Below are 20,719 nucleotides of genomic sequence, written 5' to 3' on the forward strand. Positions count from 1 at the left end.
ACCAGGCAATCGGAGAAGCTCTCCTCGCCTGCTGACATCGCGCCGGCATGAAAAACGCCGCCCGCGAAGTTTCCTCCGGGGCGGCGACAAACGTCACAAAAGGTTGGTTCAGCTGCGCGGCAGCAGGCTTTCGACTTCGGCCGCGGCCTCGTCCAGCGCTTCCTTCGGGGTTGCCGTCTGTTCGACGATGCGCGAGAGGTTTTCGACGATCGTCTGCGTGACCTTCACGCCGTTGCTGCCCGGGAAAGCATACCAGGGGCGCATGCGCGGCATCTGTTCGAGACCGGCGCGAAACAGCGGGTTTTCCTTGTAGAAGTTGGCCAGATACTCCGGCGACTTGGCGGCAAGCTCGTTGTTCGGCACGTAGCCGGTGCCGGGAACGACGACCGACGCGCCATAGGGGCCGGCGGCGAACTTCGCAAACTTCCAGGCAGCTTCCTGCTTTTCGGCGTCGCGGGTCAGGATGACGACGGCATTGCCGCCGGTCGGCAGCTTGCCATTCACCGGATCGATCAGAGGGATATGGGCGGTCCGCAGGTCGAACTTGTCGCCGACATTCTTGATCGTGTTGCGCAGGGCCCCGGTCGTCTGGAAGGCAAAGCCGATCTTGCCGGCAACGAAGGCCTGTTCGCCGGCCTGCTTGGTCAGAACAGGCAGACCGCCTTCCTTGACCATGCGGTCGAGCACTTCGACGGCCTTCTCGCCTTCGGGGCCATTGAACGCAACCTTGCTTTCGTCAGCACTCAGCATGTCGCCGCCGGCACCGAAGAGTAGTGCCGAGAACATCCAGTCGTCGCCCTGCCAGCGGAAGTCGATGCCTTCGTTACCGTCGCCGAGCGCCTTGATCTTGCCGCCGAGCGCGATGACCTCGTCCCAGGTCTTTGGCGGGTTTTCCGGGTCGCCGCCGGCTTTGCGCACCAGATCGGCGTTGTAATACATGATCGGGTTGGAGGTGGCGAAGGCAAGGCCCACCTGCTTGCCGCCGACCTGGGCAAGCTTCAGGATGTTTTCCGAAAAGCCCTGTTCGGCCATGTTTCCGTCCTTGGCGATGAACGGGCCGAGGTCGACGGGAATGTCACGCTCGTTGACCATGCGCAGGCGGTTGAGGCCGATGAAGGTGAGATCCGGCATTTCGGCGGTACCCGCCTGACGCATGATCGTCTGGATGCCTTCCTCATAGGTCGCCGAGGGGTTGGCGAAGGTGATCTTGATGTCGGGGTTTTCTTCCATGAACTTCTTCGAGATCGTGTCCATCACGTCCTTGAAGAATCCGGGCATCGGATAATGCACCGTCAGCTGTGTCTCGGCATAGGCGGGTGCGGCAAGCATCAGCGATGCGGCAGCCGCGGTAAAAAGCTGTCTCAGATGTGTCATGGGTTGCGCTCCAGGTTGGACCGTTCAGCCTTTGAGACCGGTCATGGTGATGCCCTCGACGAAGCGCTTCTGAGCCAGCAGAAATGCGCTCACGAGGGGAAGGGTGATGATGAGGGTCGCGGCCATTAGCGCGCCGTAGTCGTCGCCGGCTTCCGCGGCGCGGAAATAGAGCAGGCCGAGCGGGGGCGTGGCGTAATCCTGGTTTGTGACGACGATCAGCGGCCAGAAGAGATCGTTCCAGTGGGCAACCACCGAGAAGATCGCAAAGGCGGTGATCGCCGGCCAGGCATTCGGCACGATGACGCGCGCGACGATGCCGGCCTCCGACATGCCATCGAGCCTTGCCGCATGGATCAGGTCGTCGGGCATAGCGCGGAAGAACTGCAGGAACAGGAAGATCGCAAAAACCGAGATCGAAAAAGGCGCCACAAGGGCCGTGTAGCTGTTCAGCACCGACAACTTGTCGAAGGCCACGTAGATCGGCAGCGCCGTCGCATGGATCGGCACGAGCAGGCCGAGCATGACGAGGACCATCATGGTCCGCGCGGCGCGGAACTTCAGCTTCGCCATGGCATAGGCGCAAGGGATGGCAACGACGATCTGGATGACGAAGATGAGGGCGCAGACGATGACGCCGTTGAAGAGCAGCGTCGTCATCGAGACCCGCGACAGGGCCTTCGAAAAATTCTCGATGTAGGACCACTGCTGCGGGATCAGCGACAGCGACGAGGAGAAGATCTCGCTCTGCGCCTTGCCGGCGGTCGAGACCATGAAGATGTAGGGCGCGAGGAAGAGGAGAGCGCCAAGCGAGAGCACCGTCAGACGGGCAATGCGTGCAACGGAAAGAGCGTTGGTCATGCGTAATGCACCTTCCGGTCAAGCACGCGGTACTGCAGGAACATCAGGACGACGAGGATTGCGAGGAAGGCGACGGTCATCGCCGAAGCGTAGCCGACGCGCAGGTAGACGAAGCCCTCCTGGTAGATCGTGAAAAGCAGCACCTCCGACGCCTTGTTCGGCCCACCCTCGGTCAGCGTCTTCACCGTCTCGAACACCTTCACCGAATTGATGATGCTGATGGTGGCGACGAACAGCGTCGTCGGTCCGAGCATCGGCCAGGTCACGAGGCGAAAGCGGTCGAACCAGGATTTCGCGCCGTCGACTTCCGCCGCCGCATAGAGTTCGCGCGGGATGGCGGTGAGGCCGGCGAGAAACAGCACCATGTTGAAACCGACGGACTGCCAGATGCCGATAATCGACAGGCCGTAGAGCACGGTGCTGGAAGCGCCGAGCCAGTTGGGACCGGCAATGCCAAAGAGGGCGAGGAAGGTGTTGATCGGGCCGATGGTCGGATGGAAGAGGAACTGCCAGACCGTTGCCATGGCAACGAGCAGCGAGGCGACCGGCAGGAAATAGACTGTGCGGAAGAAGGCCCTGCCCTTGCTTTCCGCCTCGATCAGCATGGCGATCGCCAGCGCCAACACGATCGAGACCGGCGTGACGATCACCGTATAGACCGCCGTGTTCCAGAGCGAGCGGCGGAAGGTCCGGTCGCCGAAGAGCTCGGCATAGTTCTCGAAGCCGACGAAGCGAAAGCTGCCGTAGCCGAGCTCGAAATCGGTGAAGCCGAGCACGATCACCGCCAGCGTCGGCAGCAGAATGAAGAGGAAGAGCAGGACAATCGCCGGAAGGGCGAGCAGCCAGGCGATGCGGGCCTCACGCGTCGCGGGCTCGACGGTCACGGCTTCGAAGGTCCCAACGCTAGCCATGGACCTTCTCCACCGTGGCGGCAATCGCAACCGGCTCGGCCTGAAGGCGCGCGCCGTCCTGGCCGAAGAGCATCGCGCGCTCGGCCATGATCTCGACGTCGACCGGCTGGCCAAGACTGAGCGAGGCGGCCTCGGATGGCGACGCCTTCGACGTCATCACCTCGCCGATCGCGTCAAGACGGGCATGGAGGATCACCTCCGAGCCGAGAAACTCCATGCGCTCGACCCGCGCGGTCAGGCGGCCGGTGCCTGTCGGGTGGAAGCGAACGAATTCCGGACGGACGGCGAGTTGCACCGGCTGATCCGGTGCCTGCCCCCGTTTTGCCAGCAGCACGAGATCGCCGAAGCGCACGATGCTGGCAGCATCGGCGCGGGTCGCAAGCACGTTGATCTTCGGCTGGCCAAGAAAGCGGGCGACCTCGATGTGGGCGGGGTTGTCGTAGATCTCCTTCGGGCTCGCCAGCTGCAGCAGGTTACCGCCAATCATCACCGCCACCCGGTCGGCCATCGACAGCGCTTCCGACTGGTCATGGGTGACGTAGAGCGTCGGTACGCCAGCACGGCGATGAAGGTCGACGATCTCGCCCCGGGCATGGACCCGCAGGTTGGCGTCAAGGTTGGAGAGCGGCTCATCCATCAGGAAGACGGCCGGGCGGCGTACCATGGCGCGCGCAAGCGCCACGCGCTGGCGCTGGCCGCCGGACATCTGGCCGGGCTTGCGGTCGAGCAGATGATCGATCTTCAGCGCCAGCGCCATGTCCTTGACCTGACGCTGGATATCGGTTCGGACCTGCTTTTGCCCGGGCAGAAGATTGCCGATGACGGGAAGGCGCTGCATCGCCGTCAGACGCCGCATGGCAAGCGGCACGGCGATGTTCTGGCCCGCTGTCAGATGCGGATAGAGGGCATAGGACTGGAAGACCATCGCGACGTTGCGATCGGCCGCGGGCATGCGTGCAACGTTCTTGCCGCCGATGACGATCTCGCCGGTATCGCCATGGTCAAGGCCGGCAACAATGCGCAGAAGCGTGCTCTTGCCGCAGCCAGAGGGGCCAACGAGCGCGATGAACTCACCCGCTTCGGCTTCCAGGCTGACGCCTTTGAGGATGGCGTTACCGCCATAGGACTTGGTGATCGCGCGAAGCGAAAGTACGCTCATTGCGCCGCCTCCACCTGGATCTTCTTCTTCGCGGCGAGCGGGTAGACCTGTTCGACGATCGGATCGAGCACGTGGTTGACAACCCCTGGAACCCGGATGATTTCGCTGGACACGTCGTCGTCGGTGAACACGTGCACGACGGCGCCGACCAGCCGCTCGCCCGGCATCGGCCGCTCCAGCGTGTCGATGATGAAGGAGGTCGGTGGCGCCCAGACGAGCGACATTCCGGCATGTTCGCCGGTCCAGGCCCAATGCAGGTGGCCGCTGGCATGCAACACCACGTCAGAAGTGGCAAACAGATCAAAGAGGCGCTGGCGCTGGCGGGGGCGAATGCCCCAATAGCCGGTGTCGCCTTCGTTGGGGTCATCGACGAACAGCGGCTTATGGGCGAAGACGGCAACCTTGCGCCCGTCACGGCCCTGCAACTGATCTTCCAGCCAGGCGAACTGCTTTTCTTCCTCTTCGTCCTCGAAGCCGAAGAGCAGGCTGTTGAGACCGACCAGCCGCCAGCCGGCGTGATCGGAAACCCAGTAGTCGGGGCCGGCAAGGCCGCGCCAGCGGGCAAGCCGCAACGGGTCGACCGGCTGGTGCGAGCCCGGCAGATGGCCGACATCGTGATTGCCGGGCACGGTCAGAACCGGCATCGAGAGTTGGCCGAGCAGGCCAAGCGAAAAGGTGATGTCGTCTTCGTGGTCGGCACCATCGATCGTCACGTCGCCGGTGTGAATGACGAGATCGGGTGCGACGTCCTCGATCCAGGCGCGAACCGGTTCCCAATTGCCGTTGAAGTGGCTTTTGGCGGGGCTGAGATGGGTGTCGCTGATCTGGACGATCTTCATGGGAAACGGGCCTCCGACGATGGCTGCGGGCATTGGCGTCGGAGAATGCGCATCTCCCTTCCGCCGTGGTTGGCCGCAGTCTTTAGGGAGCTGCCATGTCAGTTTGGTAACAGCCGTTCTCAGCTGATTTTCAGTTTCTCCATGAAAGCGTCACCTTCAGGAATGCCAAGCGGTCGCCAAATTCGCTCTTGCCTACCCCGGCGGAGGTGCCGCGGCCGTTGTGCTCAAAATTTCACGTTATCGTATACAATAATTTGCGCATATTGACGACGAAAAGCCCAAATCATGAGCAGTCGCCCTGAACCGTCGACGACCGCATCCGGCACCAAAAACGGCCATTCCCGCTATAAAACATAGCCTTAGGCACGACGATCAGACTTGGCACGATTGATGCTTCTTCTTTGATGCAAGGAGAACGCCTCATGTCGAAAGCCGCAGAGATCGATATCGTTTCCGTTTCCAAGATGTATGGCGCGACCACGGCCGTGCATTCGATCAGCCTGAAAATCCCCGCCGGCAGCTACTGCTGCTTCCTCGGTCCGTCCGGCTGCGGCAAGACCTCAACCCTGCGCATGATCGCCGGCCACGAGAGCATTTCCTCGGGCGATCTCAGGCTCGGCAATGTCGTCGTCACCGATTTCCCGCCGGCCAAACGCAGCACGGCGATGATGTTCCAGTCCTATGCGCTGTTCCCGCATCTCGACCTCATCGACAATGTCGCCTTCAGCCTGAAGATGAAGGGCGTCGACCGTGAGATCAGGCGCGCCAAGGCGCTCGACATGCTGAAGCTGATGCAGATGGGGGCCTATGGCACCAGGCGTCCGGCCCAGCTCTCAGGCGGTCAGCAGCAGCGCGTGGCGCTGGCGCGCGCCCTGATCACCGAGCCGGAAGCGCTGCTGCTCGACGAACCGCTCTCGGCTCTCGACCCGTTCCTGAAAATCCGCATGCGCGCCGAACTGAAGAAGCTGCAGAAGTCGCTCGGCATCACCTTCGTGCATGTCACCCACAGCCAGGAAGAGGCGATGGCGCTCGCCGATCTCATCGTCATCATGAACAACGGCCGGATCGAACAGGCGGCGGCACCCCGAACCGTGTTCGAACGGCCGTCAACCGCCTTCGTCGCGCGCTTCATGGGCGACCACAATGTGCTCTCCGGCAAAGTCCGGGCGATCAGCGACGACATTGTCGAGATGGAGACGATGGAAGGTCAGACCTTCTCGGTGCGCGACATCGGTCAGGAAATCGGCCGGCCGATCGACATCGGCATCCGCACCGATCGCGTGCGGCTCGCGACATCGGGCGACAAGGGCCTCGGCTTCCAGGCCGTGGTTTCCAACATCGAATACCGCGGCGCCTCGGTGAAGCTCACCGCCATCGGCGCCGGCAGCGACGACTTCACGGTGATCGTCAGCGACGCCGACTATTTCAGCAAGCCCGTCGCGGTCGGCGACGCGGTGTCCCTGAGCTGGACCCTGGAGGACGTCGTCCCCCTCGGCCGCCTTTCCGCATGAGCTAATCAACCATCACAAGAAGGGGAACTGCCATGACGACTGAAACCAAGACCGAGAAACCTGCGAGCGGCCTGACACGCCGTTCGCTGCTCAAGACCGGCGCTGCCGCCGTCGGCGCGATCGCCGGCTCCGGTGTGATCACCGGGTTCCCAACGATCTGGGCGCAGAACCCGATCACGCTGCGCCAGTTCGGCACCGGCGTTTCCAACATCAATGCGATCGCCGAGAAGTGCAAGGAAGACCTCGGCATCACGCTGGAGATGACGGCGACCGATTCCGACGCCGCAGCCCAGCGCGCGGTGACCCAGCCAGACTCCTACGACATTGCCGACATCGAATACTGGATCGCCAAGAAGGTCTTTCCGGCCGGCGTGATGCAGCCGATGGACGTGAAGAAGATCAAGTACTTCGACAAGATCGTGCCGCTGTTCATCGATGGCAAGTTGAAGCCCGAGAGCGTCGTTGCGCAAGGCACGGCGCCGCACACCGTCGGCTTCGTCGACGCGCAGGATTCAAAGACCTTCGCCAGGTCGCCGACCGACTGGATGACGCTGATCCCGACGATCTATAACGCCGACACGCTCGGCATTCGCCCCGATCTCGTCGGCCGCGAGATCTCGACCTGGGCCGACATCATGGACCCGGCCTTCAAGGGCAAGACCGCGATCCTCAACATTCCATCGATCGGCATCATGGATGCGGCGATGATCATGGAGGCGATGGGCAACATCAAATATGCCGACAAGGGCAACATGACCACGGACGAGATCGACAAGACGATCGACTTCCTGATCAAGGCCAAGCAAGACGGACAGTTCCGCGCTTTCTGGAAGTCCTTCGACGAGAGCGTCAACCTGATGGCCTCGGGCGAAGTTGTCATCCAGTCCATGTGGTCTCCGGCCGTCGCTGCCGTCCGCTCCAAGGGCATCGCCTGCAAGTACCAGCCGCTGAAGGAAGGCTACCGCGCCTGGGGCGGCGGCCTCGGCCTTGCCGCGCATCTAGAGGGCGCCCAGCTCGATGCTGCTTACGAATACATCAACTGGTACCTGTCGGGCTGGGTCGGCGCCTACCTCAACCGCCAGGGCTACTACTCCGCCGCGATGGAAACCGCCAAGGGCTTCATGTCCGAGGACGAGTGGGGTTACTGGGTCGAAGGCAAACCCGCCAAGGGCGACATCCTCTCGCCCGAGGGCAAGATCATGGAGAAAGCGGGTGCGGTGCGCGACGGCGGCTCGTTCGACGAGCGCATGGGCAAGGTCGCCTGCTGGAACTCGGTGATGGACGAGGACCGCTACATGATCAAGCGCTGGAACGAGTTCATCGCGGCTTAGCGGCAACGCCCACACTGAGGTGCTGCCCCTCTCCTCGGGTTAAACCCGAGGACTAACCCTCTCCCCGCTCGCGGGGAGAGGGGACGTGCCACGAAGGGCGCGCGGTGCAGTTACGCAAGCCAACAATACGTGTGGATCGACCCGGAGGCGCCACATCTGCCTTCTCCCCGCCTGCGGGGAGAAGGTGCCGGCAGGCGGATGAGGGGCAGCCCCATTCGATGAAAACAAGAGAGGAACGAAGATGGCGACACTTGCGACATCGCAGTCAGGGGAGATCGGAACAGAGACGGCACCTCGGCGCCTCAACATCCCCCGCACGCTGGCCTCCTACATCCAGGCCCTGCCGCTCACCCTGATCCTCGGCTTCTTCTTCGTGCTGCCGATTCTCACGATCGTGGTCGTCAGCTTCTGGGACTATGATTTCGCCGGGCTCTACCCGGACTTCCTGACGATGAACTATGCCGACACGCTCGGCTCCTGGGTCACCTGGAAGACCTATCTCAACACGCTGAAGTTCACCGTCCTCGTTTGGGCGCTGACACTGGTGATCGGCTTCTGGGTCGCCTATTTCCTCGCCTTCCATGTCCGCACCACCACCATGCAGATGGTGCTCTTCCTCGTCTGCACCGTGCCGTTCCTGACCTCCAACATCATCCGGATGATCTCCTGGATCCCGGTGCTCGGCCGCAACGGCCTCGTCAACTCGACTCTGATCGAGCTCGGCCTCATCCCGCAGCCGATCGAGTGGCTGCTCTATTCCGATTTCGCGGTCGTGCTTGCCATGGTCCACCTCAACACGCTGTTCATGGTGACGCCGATCTTCAACACGCTGATGCGCATCGACCGGTCGCTGATCGAGGCGGCGCGCGATTGCGGCGCTTCCGGCGGCCAGATCCTCTGGAACGTCATCCTGCCGCTCGCCAAGCCCGGCATCGCCATTGGCTCGATCTTCGTCGTCACCCTCGTCATGGCGGATTTTTCGACAGTTCAAGTCATGTCCGGCGGCCAGAGCGCCTCCGTGGCGCTGATGATGAAGAACCAGATGTCGTTGCTGCAATATCCGGCCGCCGCTGCCAACGCGGTGGTTCTCCTGATCGTCGTTCTCCTGATGGTCGCCGCGATCCTGCGCGTCGTCGATATCCGCAGGGAGCTTTGACATGAACCACGAGAAACGCGGCAAAGGCTTCTACCTGCTCGCAGCCTTCTTCACCCTGTTCGTGCTGTTCCTCTACGGGCCGCTCTCGGCGGTGCTGATCCTCTCCTTTCAGGGACCGGACGGCGGTCTCACCTTTCCGCTGAACGGCGTCTCCGTGCACTGGTTCTACAATCTGTTCGAGAAGCAGGCGGTCGGCGACTTCGGCGCTTCGTTCCGCCGTTCCTTCACGCTCGGGCTGATGGTGATGGTGGTCAACGTCGTGGTCGCGCTGCTTGCGGGCCTCGCCTTCCGCCGGCGCTTCCGCGGCGCGACGGCGCTCTTCTATCTGACCGTCGCAAGCCTCGTCGTGCCGTCGATCATCATCTCGCTCGGCATCGGCGTTGTCTTCCAGCAGTTTGGTCTGAAACCCGCCTGGTACTCATCCGGTTTCGGCGCGCATCTGACCTGGACACTGCCCTTCGGCGTGCTGATCATGTTTGCGGTCTTCAACCGGTTCTCGCCTGCTTACGAGGAGGCGGCGCGCGATCTCGGCGCGACGTCCTGGCAGACCTTTCGCCACGTGCTCCTGCCGATGATTGCCCCGAGCCTGATCGGCGTCGGCCTCTTCGGCTTCACGCTCTCCTATGACGAGTTTGCCCGCACGCTGATGACCTCGGGCAGCTACAATACCCTGCCGCTCGAAATCTACGGCATGACGACGAACGTGACGACGCCGGTGCTCTACGCGCTCGGCACGGTCACCACGCTTTTCTCTTTCACCATCATCCTCGTCGCGCTCGCCATCATCCTGATGCTGCGGCGCCGCCAGGCAAAGCTGAGCTAGGCCCGATGCGCATTCTGATCGTCAATCCCAACACCACCGCCTCCATGACGTCAAAGGCAGCAGCGGCTGCGCGGGCGGTCGCCGAACCCAACACGGAAATCCTCGCCCGCACGTCGAAATCCGGCCCGGCCTCGATCGAGGGGCATTATGACGGTGCGATCGCGCTTCCGGGGCTGCTTGCGGAGATCCGTGACGGCGAAGCCGCAGGCGCGGACGCCGTCGTCATCGCCTGCTTCGACGATACGGGGCTTGAGGCCGCGCGTGCGCTGGCCCGCATCCCGGTGGTAGGCCTATGCGAATCCGCTGTCGCGACCGCTTCCATGCTGGCGCAGCGCTTCACCGTCGTCACGACGCTGGAACGTTCGCGGGTACTGATCGAAAACCTGACCCGGCACTACGGCATGGCCGGCCGGGCGAAGGTGCGCGCCGCCGATATTCCCGTGCTTGAATTGGAAGACAACGGTTCCAACGCTCTTGCCAAGCTCCGGCGTGAAATCGAGCTGGCGCTCCATCAGGACGGCGCCGAGGCGATCGTGCTTGGCTGCGCCGGCATGGCGGATCTCGCCCGCATGCTCCAGGCCGACTACGGCGTACCGGTCATCGACGGCGTCTCGGCCGCGGTCAAGCAGGCCGAAGCACTGGTGTCGCAAGGACTTTCCACCAGCAAGCGCGGCTCCTACGCGCCGCCGCTCAGCAAGTCCTATTCGGGTTTGATGAGCGCGCTTGCGCCGGCCACGGCCTGAGGTGATGTGGAGATGAGGATTCATCCGTCACAGTCGCCATGCCCCGGCCACGCCTTGAGATGACGATGGCGACCAGGATTGATCCATCACCGTCGCCAACACCGCGTTCGATGCATCCGCTTCGGCAACGATCCAGTCGCGAAAAGCCTGGATCTTCTTTTGACGCCGGCTACTCTGCGGATAGACCAGCCAATAGGCGCGGCCGTCCCTAACGACATGATCGAACGGCCGGATGAGCCTGCCGCTCTTCAATTCCTCCATCAGGAAGGTCGAGACGGCGATCGCAATGCCATGGTCGGCGAGCGTGGTCGCGACATCCATCGCCTGAACATCGAAGATCAGTTCGGTGCCGTTGCTCGCCGGTGGCTCGACGCCGGTCTCGATCATCCAGCGCCGCCACCAGCTGGCATTGCCGAAGCGCCGGACCCGCAACACGTCGGAGGGTTCCTTCAGCTGGTGCTTCTCCAGGAATGACGGTGTGCAGACCGGCACGTAGTCGAGCGGGAACAGCGGAAACACGTCGTTGCCGGGCCAGTCGCCGGCGCCGCTGCGTACCGCGAGATCGATGGCATCGCGCTTGAAGTCGATCAAGTCGGTCGACATGTGGACGCGGATGCTGATGTTCGGATGCGCCGTCTGAAACGAGGCAAGCCGCTGGCCGAGCCAGCTCGACACGACAGTCGGCAGCACCGAGATGTGCAGATGATGTTCGGTCTTGTCGGCAATCTCGGAGAAGGCCGCACCCAGAAGATCGATCGCTTCGGTCACTTTCGGCGCAAGCAGGCGCCCGGCAGCGGTCAGCCGCACCTCGCGTGGAAGGCGGACGAAAAGCGGCGTGCCGACCCGGTCCTCCAGCAACCGGATCTGGTAACTGACGGCCGCTTGCGTCATGCCGAGTTCGTCGGCGGCGCGGGTGAAGCTCAGGTGCCTTGCAGCCGCCTCGAAGGCGCGCACCGCACTCATGGGTGGAATCTTGCTCATGGCGTTGAGATAAGCATTCTTTATGCCAGCATGCGAGAAATCGCTTTGCGCGAAGCGGCAAAAAACCTCACTTTTTTCGCGAACACACCACAGCCAAGAATGAGGATAGCAATGCTTAGTGCAGTGCGATCAACGATTTATCATGTCCTGAACTGGGCCGATAAGGCCCTCAGTTCCCCCGTCGCCATCGATACGTTCAACGAATTCCAGCTCCGGGATATCGGACTGACGCGGGACCAGGACCACATCCGTGCGCGCGTCGGCGACACGACGGATCCGTGGCACTGGCCGGATGAGTGCTCACCCAAGACACAGCCGTTGCCGGAACGGACGCAGGGCCAAGCCCTTCGCACCGCGGCCATCTCGCCGCGGGCAACCGCCGGCGAAAATAAACACATAAGCATTTCTTTATGCGATTGACGCGACCCCGACGACAGTGCATTGTCCTGCCATCGTGGTTCTTCGCCCGCCTTTTGGCGGGATGGAGCTAAGAGGGAATTCGGTGCGGCGCCTCAAAAGCGCCCATGCCGGAGCTGCCCCCGCAACTGTAGGCGGAGAGCGGCCGTTCGATGATGTCACTGAGGAAGACGCCTCGGGAAGACGGAACGGCTCGTGACGACCCGCAAGCCAGGAGACCTGCCGCGATGAACAACGTCCACGGGCGGGGTGTCCGATGAGGCGCGTTGACGACGCGGGATAACTCCCGCGCCGCGGCTGCGTCGCATTGAAATCCTTGCCCACAACCTTCGGGGTAAGGAAATGACCATCAAGACTGCCAATCTCGGTTTCCCACGCATCGGTCGCCAGCGCGAACTGAAGTTCGCGCTCGAACGCTATTGGGCCGGAAAAGCCACACGCGACGAGTTGCTCGCAACAGGAGCGAAGCTGCGGGCCGAAAACTGGGCCGCGCAGAAGGCGCGCGGCATCGACATCATCCCGTCGAACGACTTCTCCTTCTACGATCACGTGCTCGATACGGCCGTGCTTGTCGGCGCCATCCCGGCGGCCTATGGCTGGAAGGGTGGTCCTGTCGATCTCGACACCTACTTTGCCATGGCGCGCGGCTCGACCGGCACCCCTTGCGCTTCCGGCTGCACGCATGCGGCAAACGACAGCGGCCATCCCGCGCTGGAAATGACCAAGTGGTTCGACACCAACTACCACTACATGGTGCCCGAATTCGAACGCTACCAGCACTTCGAGCTGACGCATAACCGGCCGCTCGAAGCCTACATTGAGGCTGAAGCGCTCGGCTATCGCACACGCCCGGTGCTGCTCGGTCCGGTGACGTTCCTCAAGCTCGGCAAGGCGAAAGGCGGCGGCTTTGATCCCGTCGACCTGATCAAGCGGCTGCTGCCAGCCTATGTCCGGGTTCTCACCGAACTTGCCGATGCCGGCGTCGAATGGGTCCAGATCGACGAGCCCTGCCTGGTGCTCGATCTCACGGACAAGGATCGCCGGGCCCTCGACCTTGCCTATCGCACCTTCGCCGCCGAGATCCCTCGGCTGAAGATCATGCTTGCGACCTATTTCGGCTTGATCGGCGACAACACGGCAGCCGCACTGGCGCTTCCCGTTGCCGGCCTGCATGTCGATCTCGTACGCGCCCCGCAACAGATCGATGCGCTCATCCAATCGACCCCGGCCGACCGGATCATTTCCCTCGGCGTCGTCGACGGCCGCAACATCTGGCGCACCGATCTTGCCGGCCTATTTGGACGGCTGCAGGCGCTGGTCTCCGCCCATGGCCGCGACCGCATCGAGCTTGCGCCCTCGTGCTCGTTGTTGCACGTGCCGATCGATCTCGACCTCGAGCGGGCTCTCGATCCCGAGCTTTCCTCCTGGCTTGCCTTCGCCGTGCAGAAACTCGACGAACTGAGCCTGCTTGCCCGCGCCTTCGAGCCGGGTCTGGCCAATCCCGAGAATGTGTTCTCGGCCTCGATCGAGGCTGCCAAGGCGCGGCTCACCTCGCTCAGGATACACGATCCGCTGGTCGCGGGACGGCTGAAGATGCTGACGGCTGCCGACAGCCGACGGCAATCGCCATTCGCAACGCGCCGTCAGCTGCAGGCGGAACGGCTGTCGCTTCCGCTTTTCCCGACGACGACGATCGGCTCCTTCCCGCAGACGTCAGAGGTTCGGCACGCCCGGTCGCTGCATGCCAAAGGCGAGCTCAGCTATGTCGACTATGTCGCCTATCTGCGCCGCGAGACCGAACAGGCGGTGCGCTGGCAGGAGGAGATCGGCATCGACGTGCTGGTCCATGGCGAGTTCGAGCGCAACGACATGGTGCAGTACTTCGCCGAGCAGCTTTCCGGCTATGCCTTCACCCAGAGCGGCTGGGTCCAGAGCTACGGTTCGCGCTACGTGCGTCCGCCAGTCATCTTCGGGGACGTCTCCCGGCCCAATCCGATGACCGTCGAATGGGCGGCCTTCGCACAGTCGCTGACCGATCGGCCGGTCAAGGGCATGCTGACGGGTCCGGTCACCATGCTGCAATGGTCCTTCGTGCGCGACGATCTTCCCCGGCAAGTCGTGTGCAGGCAGATCGCACTGGCGCTGCGCGACGAGGTGAGCGATCTCGAAGCGGTGGGCATCGCCATCATCCAGATCGACGAACCGGCGCTGCGGGAGGGCTTGCCGCTTAGACAGGACGACCGCAGGGCCTATCTCGACTGGGCGGTCGAATGCTTCCGTCTCAGCGCCGCCGGCGTCGCCGACGCCACCCAGATCCACACCCACATGTGCTATTCCGAGTTCAACGACATCATGGCGGCGATCGCCGCCATGGATGCCGACGTCATCTCGATCGAGACATCGAGGTCGAAGATGGAACTGCTCGGCGCCTTCACCGAGAAGGCCTATCCGAACGAGATCGGCCCGGGCGTCTACGACATCCATTCGCCACGGGTGCCCGGCGTCGAGGAAATGGTACACCTCATCGAAAAGGCGACCGAGGGTCTCACTCCGGACCAGATCTGGGTCAACCCCGATTGCGGCCTAAAGACCCGGCGCTGGGCGGAAACACGACCGGCGCTCGTCAACATGGTTGCGGCTGCGCGTTCGCTGCGACAGGCCCTCTCCGCAGCGCCTCGCGAGACTGTCCGCGCATGACGGTCCACACCGAAACGGCGCCGAGGGAAACCTCGGCGCCACAAACCCTGATCGACATCGTTTTCCCCGGCGACACCAACCATCACGGCACGCTTTTCGGGGGCGCCGGTCTCGCGCTCATGGACCGGATCGCCTTCATCGTCGCCACGCGCCACGGCCGCGTGCCGTTCGTCACCGCATCCTGCGATCGCGTCGACTTTCGCGCACCTGCGCGTATCGGCCAGATCGTCTGCTTCGCCGCCCAAGCGATCCGCATCGGGAGGCGATCGATGGTGGTCTCCGTCGATATGACTGCGGAGGATATCGCCACCGGCGACCGTGAACTCTGCAGCCGTGGCACGTTCACCATGGTCGCGATGCCGGGCGCCGATCAAGCGAGTTGGGTACTGCCCCCGCTCGAAATGGCGACGAGCACGCCCGACGATGACGACGTTCTGCACATGGTCGACATCGTCTTCCCCGACCAGGCCAATAGTTTTGGCGCGATGTTCGGCGGCGACGCGCTCGCGCAAATGACGAAGGCGGCTTTCATTGTGGCGTCGCGTCGGAGCCGCCGGGCAACTGTCCTCGCCTCCTGCACCGGCATGGACTTCAAGCACCGGATCACCGTCGGCTCGATCATCGAACCCGTCGCCCGGATCATCAGGACCGGTCGCAGCTCAGCGACCGTCGAGGTCGAACTCTGGTCGGAAGAGCTGTTGACCGGCATGCGCCGCCGGACGGTCACCGGAACCTTCGTCATGGTCGCCGTTGATGAGGACAACCGGCCGGTGCGCGTTTTCGCCGCCTGACTGGAGGGCTCCCGGAGCATGCATTGCCGCACGGGCGCCCTATCCACAGCCTTGATGGCGGGCGGCCGTTTACTCCCCGTTATCCACACTCGAAAAGAAATCATCCCCTTGCCCCACCATTCGGCACCTGGAACCTATTGACGTAAATTCGCGATGAACTACTATATCTAGTGTTCAAGGTTCTCTCGATTCGTAGGGATTGAGAGCTAAGATGGGAATACGGTGCGCCGGCGGATTTCTGCCCGGCTATGCCGTAGCTGCCCCCGCAACTGTAGACGGCGAGCGACTGTCCGGAATTGGACCACTGAGGCATGAGGCCTCGGGAAGGTCGGGATTGAAGCTGAGACCCGTGAGCCAGGAGACCTGCCTCGAACACCAAACGTCCACGGGCGGGGTGTCCGGAGGGGTTGAGTTGCGTGCGGCAGGATGAGCCTGTCCGATCGTCTCGACATCTCCCCGGCAACCTGCCGTAAGCTTCGGGGTGAAGTCATGTCAGTTTCTTCCAGTTCAGATCCACCCGTTGGAAACGGGTGCGCTTTCCTGCGCGCCTGATCGAATTGCCGCGTGCCGAAAGTGCGAGAATTCGGCGCGTCCCATCACGAACGATCCGGCCCGGTCGCTCCGAGCGATGATCGGGCCCGCCTGATGACGCCAACTTCGACCCGTTCGGGTCGGAGCACGGCATCTCATTGTCCATCGCCATCCCTGACGGTTCGCGTCCGCGCGCGCCGACAACCTTTTGCGCCCAGTTTCGAATTCCGTTCACGAGGAACCCATGTCCATCACCGTCTACAGCAAGCCTGCCTGCGTCCAATGCACCGCCACCACCCGTGCGCTCGACCGCCAGGGCATCGACTACAGGATCGTCGACATCTCCGAAGATCAGGATGCCTTCGCCCTCGTGCAGGGCCTCGGCTACCGCCAGGTCCCGGTGGTCGTCGCTGGCGAGCAGCATTGGGCCGGGTTCCGCCCGGACATGATCGGCTCGCTTGCGTGAGGGAGAGGCGGTGGGCCTGATCGTCTATTTTTCCAGCCGTTCGGAAAACACCCATCGCTTCGTCGAGAAACTCGGCCTTCGCGCGGCCCGCATACCGCTCAGGGAAGGTAAGCAAGAGCTTACGATTTCCGAGCCCTACGTGCTCGTCGTGCCGACCTATTGCGGCGACGACGGTCGCGGTGCGGTGCCGAAACAGGTGATCCGCTTTTTGAACGATGCGGGCAACCGCTCCCACATTCGCGGCGTGATTGCCGCGGGCAACAGCAATTTCGGCGCGACCTACGGGATCGCCGGCGACGTGATTTCGGCCAAGTGCCGGGTGCCCTACCTCTACCGGTTCGAGCTTCTCGGAACAGAAGAGGACGTCGCCAATGTCAAAAACGGGATGGAACGATTTTGGACGTCACAACACTCGAACGCCCCCTGAAGGCGACAGAAACAGCGCTCGATTACCATGCGCTGAACGCGATGCTGAACCTCTATGACGAGGACGGCAGGATCCAGCTCGACAAGGACCGGCAGGCGGCGAAGCAGTACTTCCTCCAGCACGTCAACCAGAACACCGTCTTCTTCCATAACCTTAGGGAAAAGCTCGATTATCTGGTGACCGAAGGCTATTACGAGCAGGAGGTGCTCGACCAGTACTCCTTCAATTTCGTGCACGATCTCTACGACCACGCCTATTCGAAGAAGTTCCGCTTCCCGACCTTCCTCGGCGCCTTCAAGTACTACACCTCCTACACGCTGAAGACCTTCGACGGAAAGCGCTACCTGGAGCGCTACGAGGACCGCGTCTGCATGGTGGCGATGGCGCTTGCGCGCGGCGACGAGGGGCTCGCCCGTGATCTCGTCGACGAGATCATTTCCGGCCGTTTCCAGCCGGCGACCCCGACTTTCCTCAACGCCGGCAAGAAGGCGCGCGGCGAACTCGTTTCCTGCTTCCTGCTGCGCGTCGAGGACAACATGGAGAGCATCGGCCGCGCGATCAATTCGGCGCTGCAGCTTTCAAAACGCGGCGGCGGCGTGGCGCTGTCGCTCACCAACATCCGCGAGATGGGCGCGCCGATCAAGCAGATCGAGAACCAGTCCTCCGGCATCATCCCGGTGATGAAGCTGCTGGAAGACTCGTTCTCCTATGCCAACCAGCTCGGCGCCCGTCAGGGAGCCGGTGCCGTCTACCTGCACGCCCACCACCCCGATATCATGCGCTTTCTCGACGCCAAGCGCGAAAACGCCGACGAGAAGATCCGCATCAAGACCCTGTCGCTCGGTGTCGTCATCCCCGACATCACCTTCGAACTCGCCCGCAACAACGAGGACATGTACCTGTTCTCGCCCTATGACGTGGAGCGGGTCTATGGTGTGCCGTTGACCGAGATTTCGGTGAGCGAGAAGTACCGCGAGATGGTCGAGGACGCGCGCATCCGCAAGCGGAAGATCAAGGCACGCGACTTCTTCCAGATCCTCGCCGAGATCCAGTTCGAAAGCGGCTATCCCTACATCATGTTCGAGGACACGGTGAACCGGGCAAACCCGATCGCCGGCCGTATCACCATGAGCAATCTCTGCTCGGAAATCCTGCAGGTGAGCGAGCCCAGCGCGTTCAACGATGACCTCTCCTACAAGCACATGGGCAAGGACATTTCCTGCAATCTCGGCTCGCTGAACATTGCGGCTGCGATGGACACGTCCGATTTCGGCAAGACCATCGAGACCTCGATCCGGGCGCTGACGGCCGTATCGGACATGAGCCACATCTCCTCCGTGCCCTCGATCGAGAAGGGCAACGACGACAGCCACGCGATCGGCCTTGGCCAGATGAACCTGCACGGCTACCTCGCCCGCGAACGCATCTTCTACGGCTCCGAGGAAGGTATCGATTTCACCAACATCTATTTCTACACGGTGACCTACCACGCCATCCGTGCTTCCAACCGCATAGCCATCGAGCGCGGCGAGAGCTTCAAGGGCTTCGAGAACTCGAAATATGCGTCCGGCGAATACTTCGACAAATACACCGAGGCCGAATGGGTGCCTGCGACGGAGAAGGTGAAGGAGCTGTTCGAAGCGGCCGGTGTCGACATCCCCACCCAGGAGAATTGGCTGGAGCTGAAGCAGGCGGTGATGGAGGGCGGGCTCTACAACCAGAACCTCCAGGCCGTGCCGCCGACCGGCTCGATCTCCTACATCAACCACTCGACCTCCTCGATCCACCCGATCGTCTCGAAGATCGAGATTCGCAAGGAAGGCAAGATCGGCCGCGTCTATTATCCCGCCGCCTTCATGACCAACGACAACCTGGAATATTACCAGGACGCCTACGAGATCGGCCCGGAGAAGATCATCGACACCTATGCGGCCGCCACCCAGCACGTCGACCAGGGCCTGTCGCTGACGCTGTTCTTCCGCGATACGGCCACCACCCGCGACATCAACCGCGCCCAGATCCATGCCTGGAAGAAGGGCATCAAGACCATCTACTACATCCGCCTTCGGCAGATGGCGCTTGAGGGCACGCAGGTCCAAGGCTGCGTTTCCTGCGCGCTTTAACCTCGCATCCCTATTCGATGCCCCTCACCCTAACCCTCTCCCCGCAGGCGGGGAGAGGGGACGTGCCAAGCGAAACGCTGAGGGGCATCTCTCACCGCGCGGATGAGGGGCCAGCACCATTCAAAAAGGTCCAACCATGAACATGCACACCAAACCCGCAAGCCGCATCCGCGCCATCAACTGGAACCGCATCGAGGACGACAAGGACCTCGAAGTCTGGAACCGTCTGACCGGCAATTTCTGGCTCCCCGAAAAGGTGCCGCTCTCCAACGACATTCCTTCCTGGGCTACACTGAAAGCCGAGGAGCAGAAGCTCACGATCCGCGTCTTCACCGGCCTGACCCTGCTCGACACCATCCAGAACGGCGTCGGCGCCGTCAGGCTGATGGAGGATGCGGCGACCCCGCACGAGGAAGCGGTGCTCTCCAACATCTCCTTCATGGAGGCCGTGCATGCGCGCTCCTACTCCTCGATCTTTTCGACGCTCTGCCTCACCCCCGACGTCGACGACGCCTATCGCTGGTCGGAGGAAAACGAGTTCCTGCAGAAGAAGTCGGCGCTGATCATGGAGCAATATGCCTCCACCGATCCGCTGAAGAAGAAGGTCGCCAGCGTCTTCCTCGAGAGCTTCCTGTTCTATTCCGGTTTCTACCTGCCGATGTACTGGTCGAGCCGAGCCAAGCTCACCAACACCGCCGACATGATCCGGCTGATCATTCGCGACGAGGCGGTCCACGGCTACTACATCGGCTACAAGTTCCAGCGCGCGCTGGAGCGGTTGAGCGAAGAACGCCGGCAGGAGATCAAGGACTTCGCCTTCGACCTGCTTCTCGAGCTCTACGACAACGAGGCGAAGTACACCGAAGCGCTTTACGACGGCGTCGGCCTTACCGAGGACGTGAAGAAGTTCCTGCACTACAACGCCAACAAGGCGCTGATGAACCTCGGCTACGAGGCGCTGTTTCCGGCCGAGGCGTGCAAGGTGAACCCCACCATTCTCTCCGCCCTCTCGCCGAACGCCGACGAGAACCACGACTTCTTCTCCGGCTCCGGCTCCTCCTATGTCATCGGCAAGGCGGTCGCGACCGAAGACGAGGACTGGGATTTCTGAGAGGCTCCGGGCATTTTCGAAATATTGAACGCCGCCCGAGCATCTGGTCTTCGGGCGGCTCCGCGCATCAACGGGCTTGGCTCTCCGTTGCGACCGAGCGCCTAAAACCCATGGTCGCCTGATTCCCTCCTATCTCGTGATCCGAAATCCGTTGATGTTCTCCGCCGCCTCGACATTTTCGGCAACGACCTGCGAGACCCGCGCGGCCGGGGGCCCTTGATGCAAGCGCTCAAGCATGGTCGCCACAGCCGCTTCCGGGCCGATGATCAAGGCGGAGACCGAACCGTCTGCTTCGTTGCGCACCCATCCAGCGAGGCCCAACCCTTGGGCCTCGTCACGCGCCCAGACGCGAAAACTGACACCCTGAACGCGCCCGATGATCCGAACACGCACCGACTTTCGGGCCTCGGCCATGATCGCCTCCAGCGTTTTCCTCTCTATCTGGAGCAACGGGTGACGAAGGCAAGCGC

The 20,719-nt window shown here is 62.5% G+C and carries 19 protein-coding genes and 2 riboswitches; of the genes, 12 read left to right on the plus strand and 7 right to left on the minus strand.

Annotated features, from left to right (window positions below):
- Positions 1-108: 108 nt before the first annotated feature.
- The 5 genes from VGO04_RS14065 to VGO04_RS14085 are packed head-to-tail and all read right to left on the minus strand — an operon-like array spanning position 109 to position 5,141.
- Positions 109-1,374, minus strand: a complete 1,266-nt coding sequence (locus tag VGO04_RS14065; protein ID WP_327496574.1) for an ABC transporter substrate-binding protein — start codon at positions 1,372-1,374, stop codon at positions 109-111.
- A 24-nt stretch (positions 1,375-1,398) separates the two neighbouring features.
- Entirely contained in the window at positions 1,399-2,232 is an 834-nt protein-coding gene (locus VGO04_RS14070) for a carbohydrate ABC transporter permease (protein ID WP_327496575.1), read from the minus strand.
- Positions 2,229-3,143 carry a sugar ABC transporter permease gene (locus VGO04_RS14075; RefSeq protein ID WP_327496576.1) on the minus strand — a complete coding sequence of 305 codons (915 nt, stop codon included), beginning with the start codon at positions 3,141-3,143 and terminating at the stop codon, positions 2,229-2,231. Before VGO04_RS14075 ends, VGO04_RS14070 begins: the two co-directional genes overlap by 4 nt.
- A complete protein-coding gene (locus VGO04_RS14080; RefSeq protein ID WP_327496577.1) occupies positions 3,136-4,302 on the minus strand; it encodes an ABC transporter ATP-binding protein in 1,167 nt (388 codons plus the stop codon). The genes VGO04_RS14075 and VGO04_RS14080 overlap by 8 nt, the downstream gene beginning before the upstream one ends.
- Positions 4,299-5,141: a metallophosphoesterase gene (locus tag VGO04_RS14085; protein WP_327496578.1), complete on the minus strand. Its 843-nt coding sequence runs from the start codon at positions 5,139-5,141 to the stop codon at positions 4,299-4,301. The genes VGO04_RS14080 and VGO04_RS14085 overlap by 4 nt, the downstream gene beginning before the upstream one ends.
- 422 nt (positions 5,142-5,563) lie before the next feature.
- On the opposite strand from VGO04_RS14085, the gene VGO04_RS14090 reads away from it, so the two are divergent.
- From VGO04_RS14090 to VGO04_RS14110, 5 genes are all read left to right on the plus strand, one after another.
- Complete coding sequence (locus tag VGO04_RS14090) at positions 5,564-6,652, plus strand: ABC transporter ATP-binding protein (RefSeq protein ID WP_327496579.1); 1,089 nt, start codon at positions 5,564-5,566, stop codon at positions 6,650-6,652.
- A gap of 32 nt (positions 6,653-6,684) precedes the next feature.
- Entirely contained in the window at positions 6,685-7,983 is a 1,299-nt protein-coding gene (locus VGO04_RS14095) for a PotD/PotF family extracellular solute-binding protein (protein WP_327496580.1), read from the plus strand.
- A 241-nt stretch (positions 7,984-8,224) separates the two neighbouring features.
- Positions 8,225-9,139 carry an ABC transporter permease gene (locus tag VGO04_RS14100; protein WP_327496581.1) on the plus strand — a complete coding sequence of 305 codons (915 nt, stop codon included), beginning with the start codon at positions 8,225-8,227 and terminating at the stop codon, positions 9,137-9,139.
- A 1-nt stretch (position 9,140) separates the two neighbouring features.
- Positions 9,141-9,962, plus strand: a complete 822-nt coding sequence (locus VGO04_RS14105) for an ABC transporter permease (RefSeq protein ID WP_327496582.1) — start codon at positions 9,141-9,143, stop codon at positions 9,960-9,962.
- Between the two features lie 5 nt (positions 9,963-9,967).
- A complete protein-coding gene (locus tag VGO04_RS14110; RefSeq protein ID WP_327496583.1) occupies positions 9,968-10,705 on the plus strand; it encodes an aspartate/glutamate racemase family protein in 738 nt (245 codons plus the stop codon).
- A gap of 27 nt (positions 10,706-10,732) precedes the next feature.
- Here VGO04_RS14110 and VGO04_RS14115 read toward each other — a convergent pair whose 3' ends face one another.
- The gene (locus VGO04_RS14115) at positions 10,733-11,668 is read right to left on the minus strand and encodes a LysR substrate-binding domain-containing protein (RefSeq protein WP_327496584.1); all 936 of its coding nucleotides are present in this window, start codon (positions 11,666-11,668) and stop codon (positions 10,733-10,735) included.
- A gap of 129 nt (positions 11,669-11,797) precedes the next feature.
- Between VGO04_RS14115 and VGO04_RS14120 the strand changes: the two genes are divergently transcribed.
- From VGO04_RS14120 to nrdF, 7 genes are all read left to right on the plus strand, one after another.
- On the plus strand, positions 11,798-12,106 hold the full coding sequence (locus VGO04_RS14120) for a hypothetical protein (protein WP_327496585.1): 309 nt from the start codon (positions 11,798-11,800) through the stop codon (positions 12,104-12,106).
- An 18-nt stretch (positions 12,107-12,124) separates the two neighbouring features.
- Positions 12,125-12,344: riboswitch (cobalamin riboswitch) on the plus strand.
- Between the two features lie 101 nt (positions 12,345-12,445).
- Complete coding sequence (metE, locus tag VGO04_RS14125) at positions 12,446-14,800, plus strand: 5-methyltetrahydropteroyltriglutamate--homocysteine S-methyltransferase (protein ID WP_327496586.1); 2,355 nt, start codon at positions 12,446-12,448, stop codon at positions 14,798-14,800.
- Positions 14,797-15,591 carry an acyl-CoA thioesterase gene (locus tag VGO04_RS14130; RefSeq protein WP_327496587.1) on the plus strand — a complete coding sequence of 265 codons (795 nt, stop codon included), beginning with the start codon at positions 14,797-14,799 and terminating at the stop codon, positions 15,589-15,591. Before metE ends, VGO04_RS14130 begins: the two co-directional genes overlap by 4 nt.
- 160 nt (positions 15,592-15,751) lie before the next feature.
- Positions 15,752-15,976, plus strand: a riboswitch (cobalamin riboswitch).
- Between the two features lie 390 nt (positions 15,977-16,366).
- Positions 16,367-16,588, plus strand: a complete 222-nt coding sequence (nrdH, locus tag VGO04_RS14135; RefSeq protein WP_327496588.1) for a glutaredoxin-like protein NrdH — start codon at positions 16,367-16,369, stop codon at positions 16,586-16,588.
- A gap of 10 nt (positions 16,589-16,598) precedes the next feature.
- Positions 16,599-17,015, plus strand: a complete 417-nt coding sequence (nrdI, locus tag VGO04_RS14140; RefSeq protein ID WP_327496589.1) for a class Ib ribonucleoside-diphosphate reductase assembly flavoprotein NrdI — start codon at positions 16,599-16,601, stop codon at positions 17,013-17,015.
- Positions 16,985-19,138 (plus strand): class 1b ribonucleoside-diphosphate reductase subunit alpha, encoded by a 2,154-nt coding sequence (gene nrdE, locus VGO04_RS14145; protein WP_327496590.1) that lies wholly within the window; start codon positions 16,985-16,987, stop codon positions 19,136-19,138. Before nrdI ends, nrdE begins: the two co-directional genes overlap by 31 nt.
- A gap of 136 nt (positions 19,139-19,274) precedes the next feature.
- The gene (nrdF, locus tag VGO04_RS14150) at positions 19,275-20,249 is read left to right on the plus strand and encodes a class 1b ribonucleoside-diphosphate reductase subunit beta (protein ID WP_327496591.1); all 975 of its coding nucleotides are present in this window, start codon (positions 19,275-19,277) and stop codon (positions 20,247-20,249) included.
- Positions 20,250-20,378: 129 nt separating this feature from the next.
- On the opposite strand, the gene VGO04_RS14155 is transcribed toward nrdF, so the two are convergent.
- A complete protein-coding gene (locus tag VGO04_RS14155; protein WP_327496592.1) occupies positions 20,379-20,663 on the minus strand; it encodes an acylphosphatase in 285 nt (94 codons plus the stop codon).
- Positions 20,664-20,719: the final 56 nt, after the last annotated feature.

This window comes from Ensifer sp. (assembly GCF_035999185.1).
Classification (GTDB): Bacteria; Pseudomonadota; Alphaproteobacteria; order Rhizobiales; family Rhizobiaceae; genus Ensifer.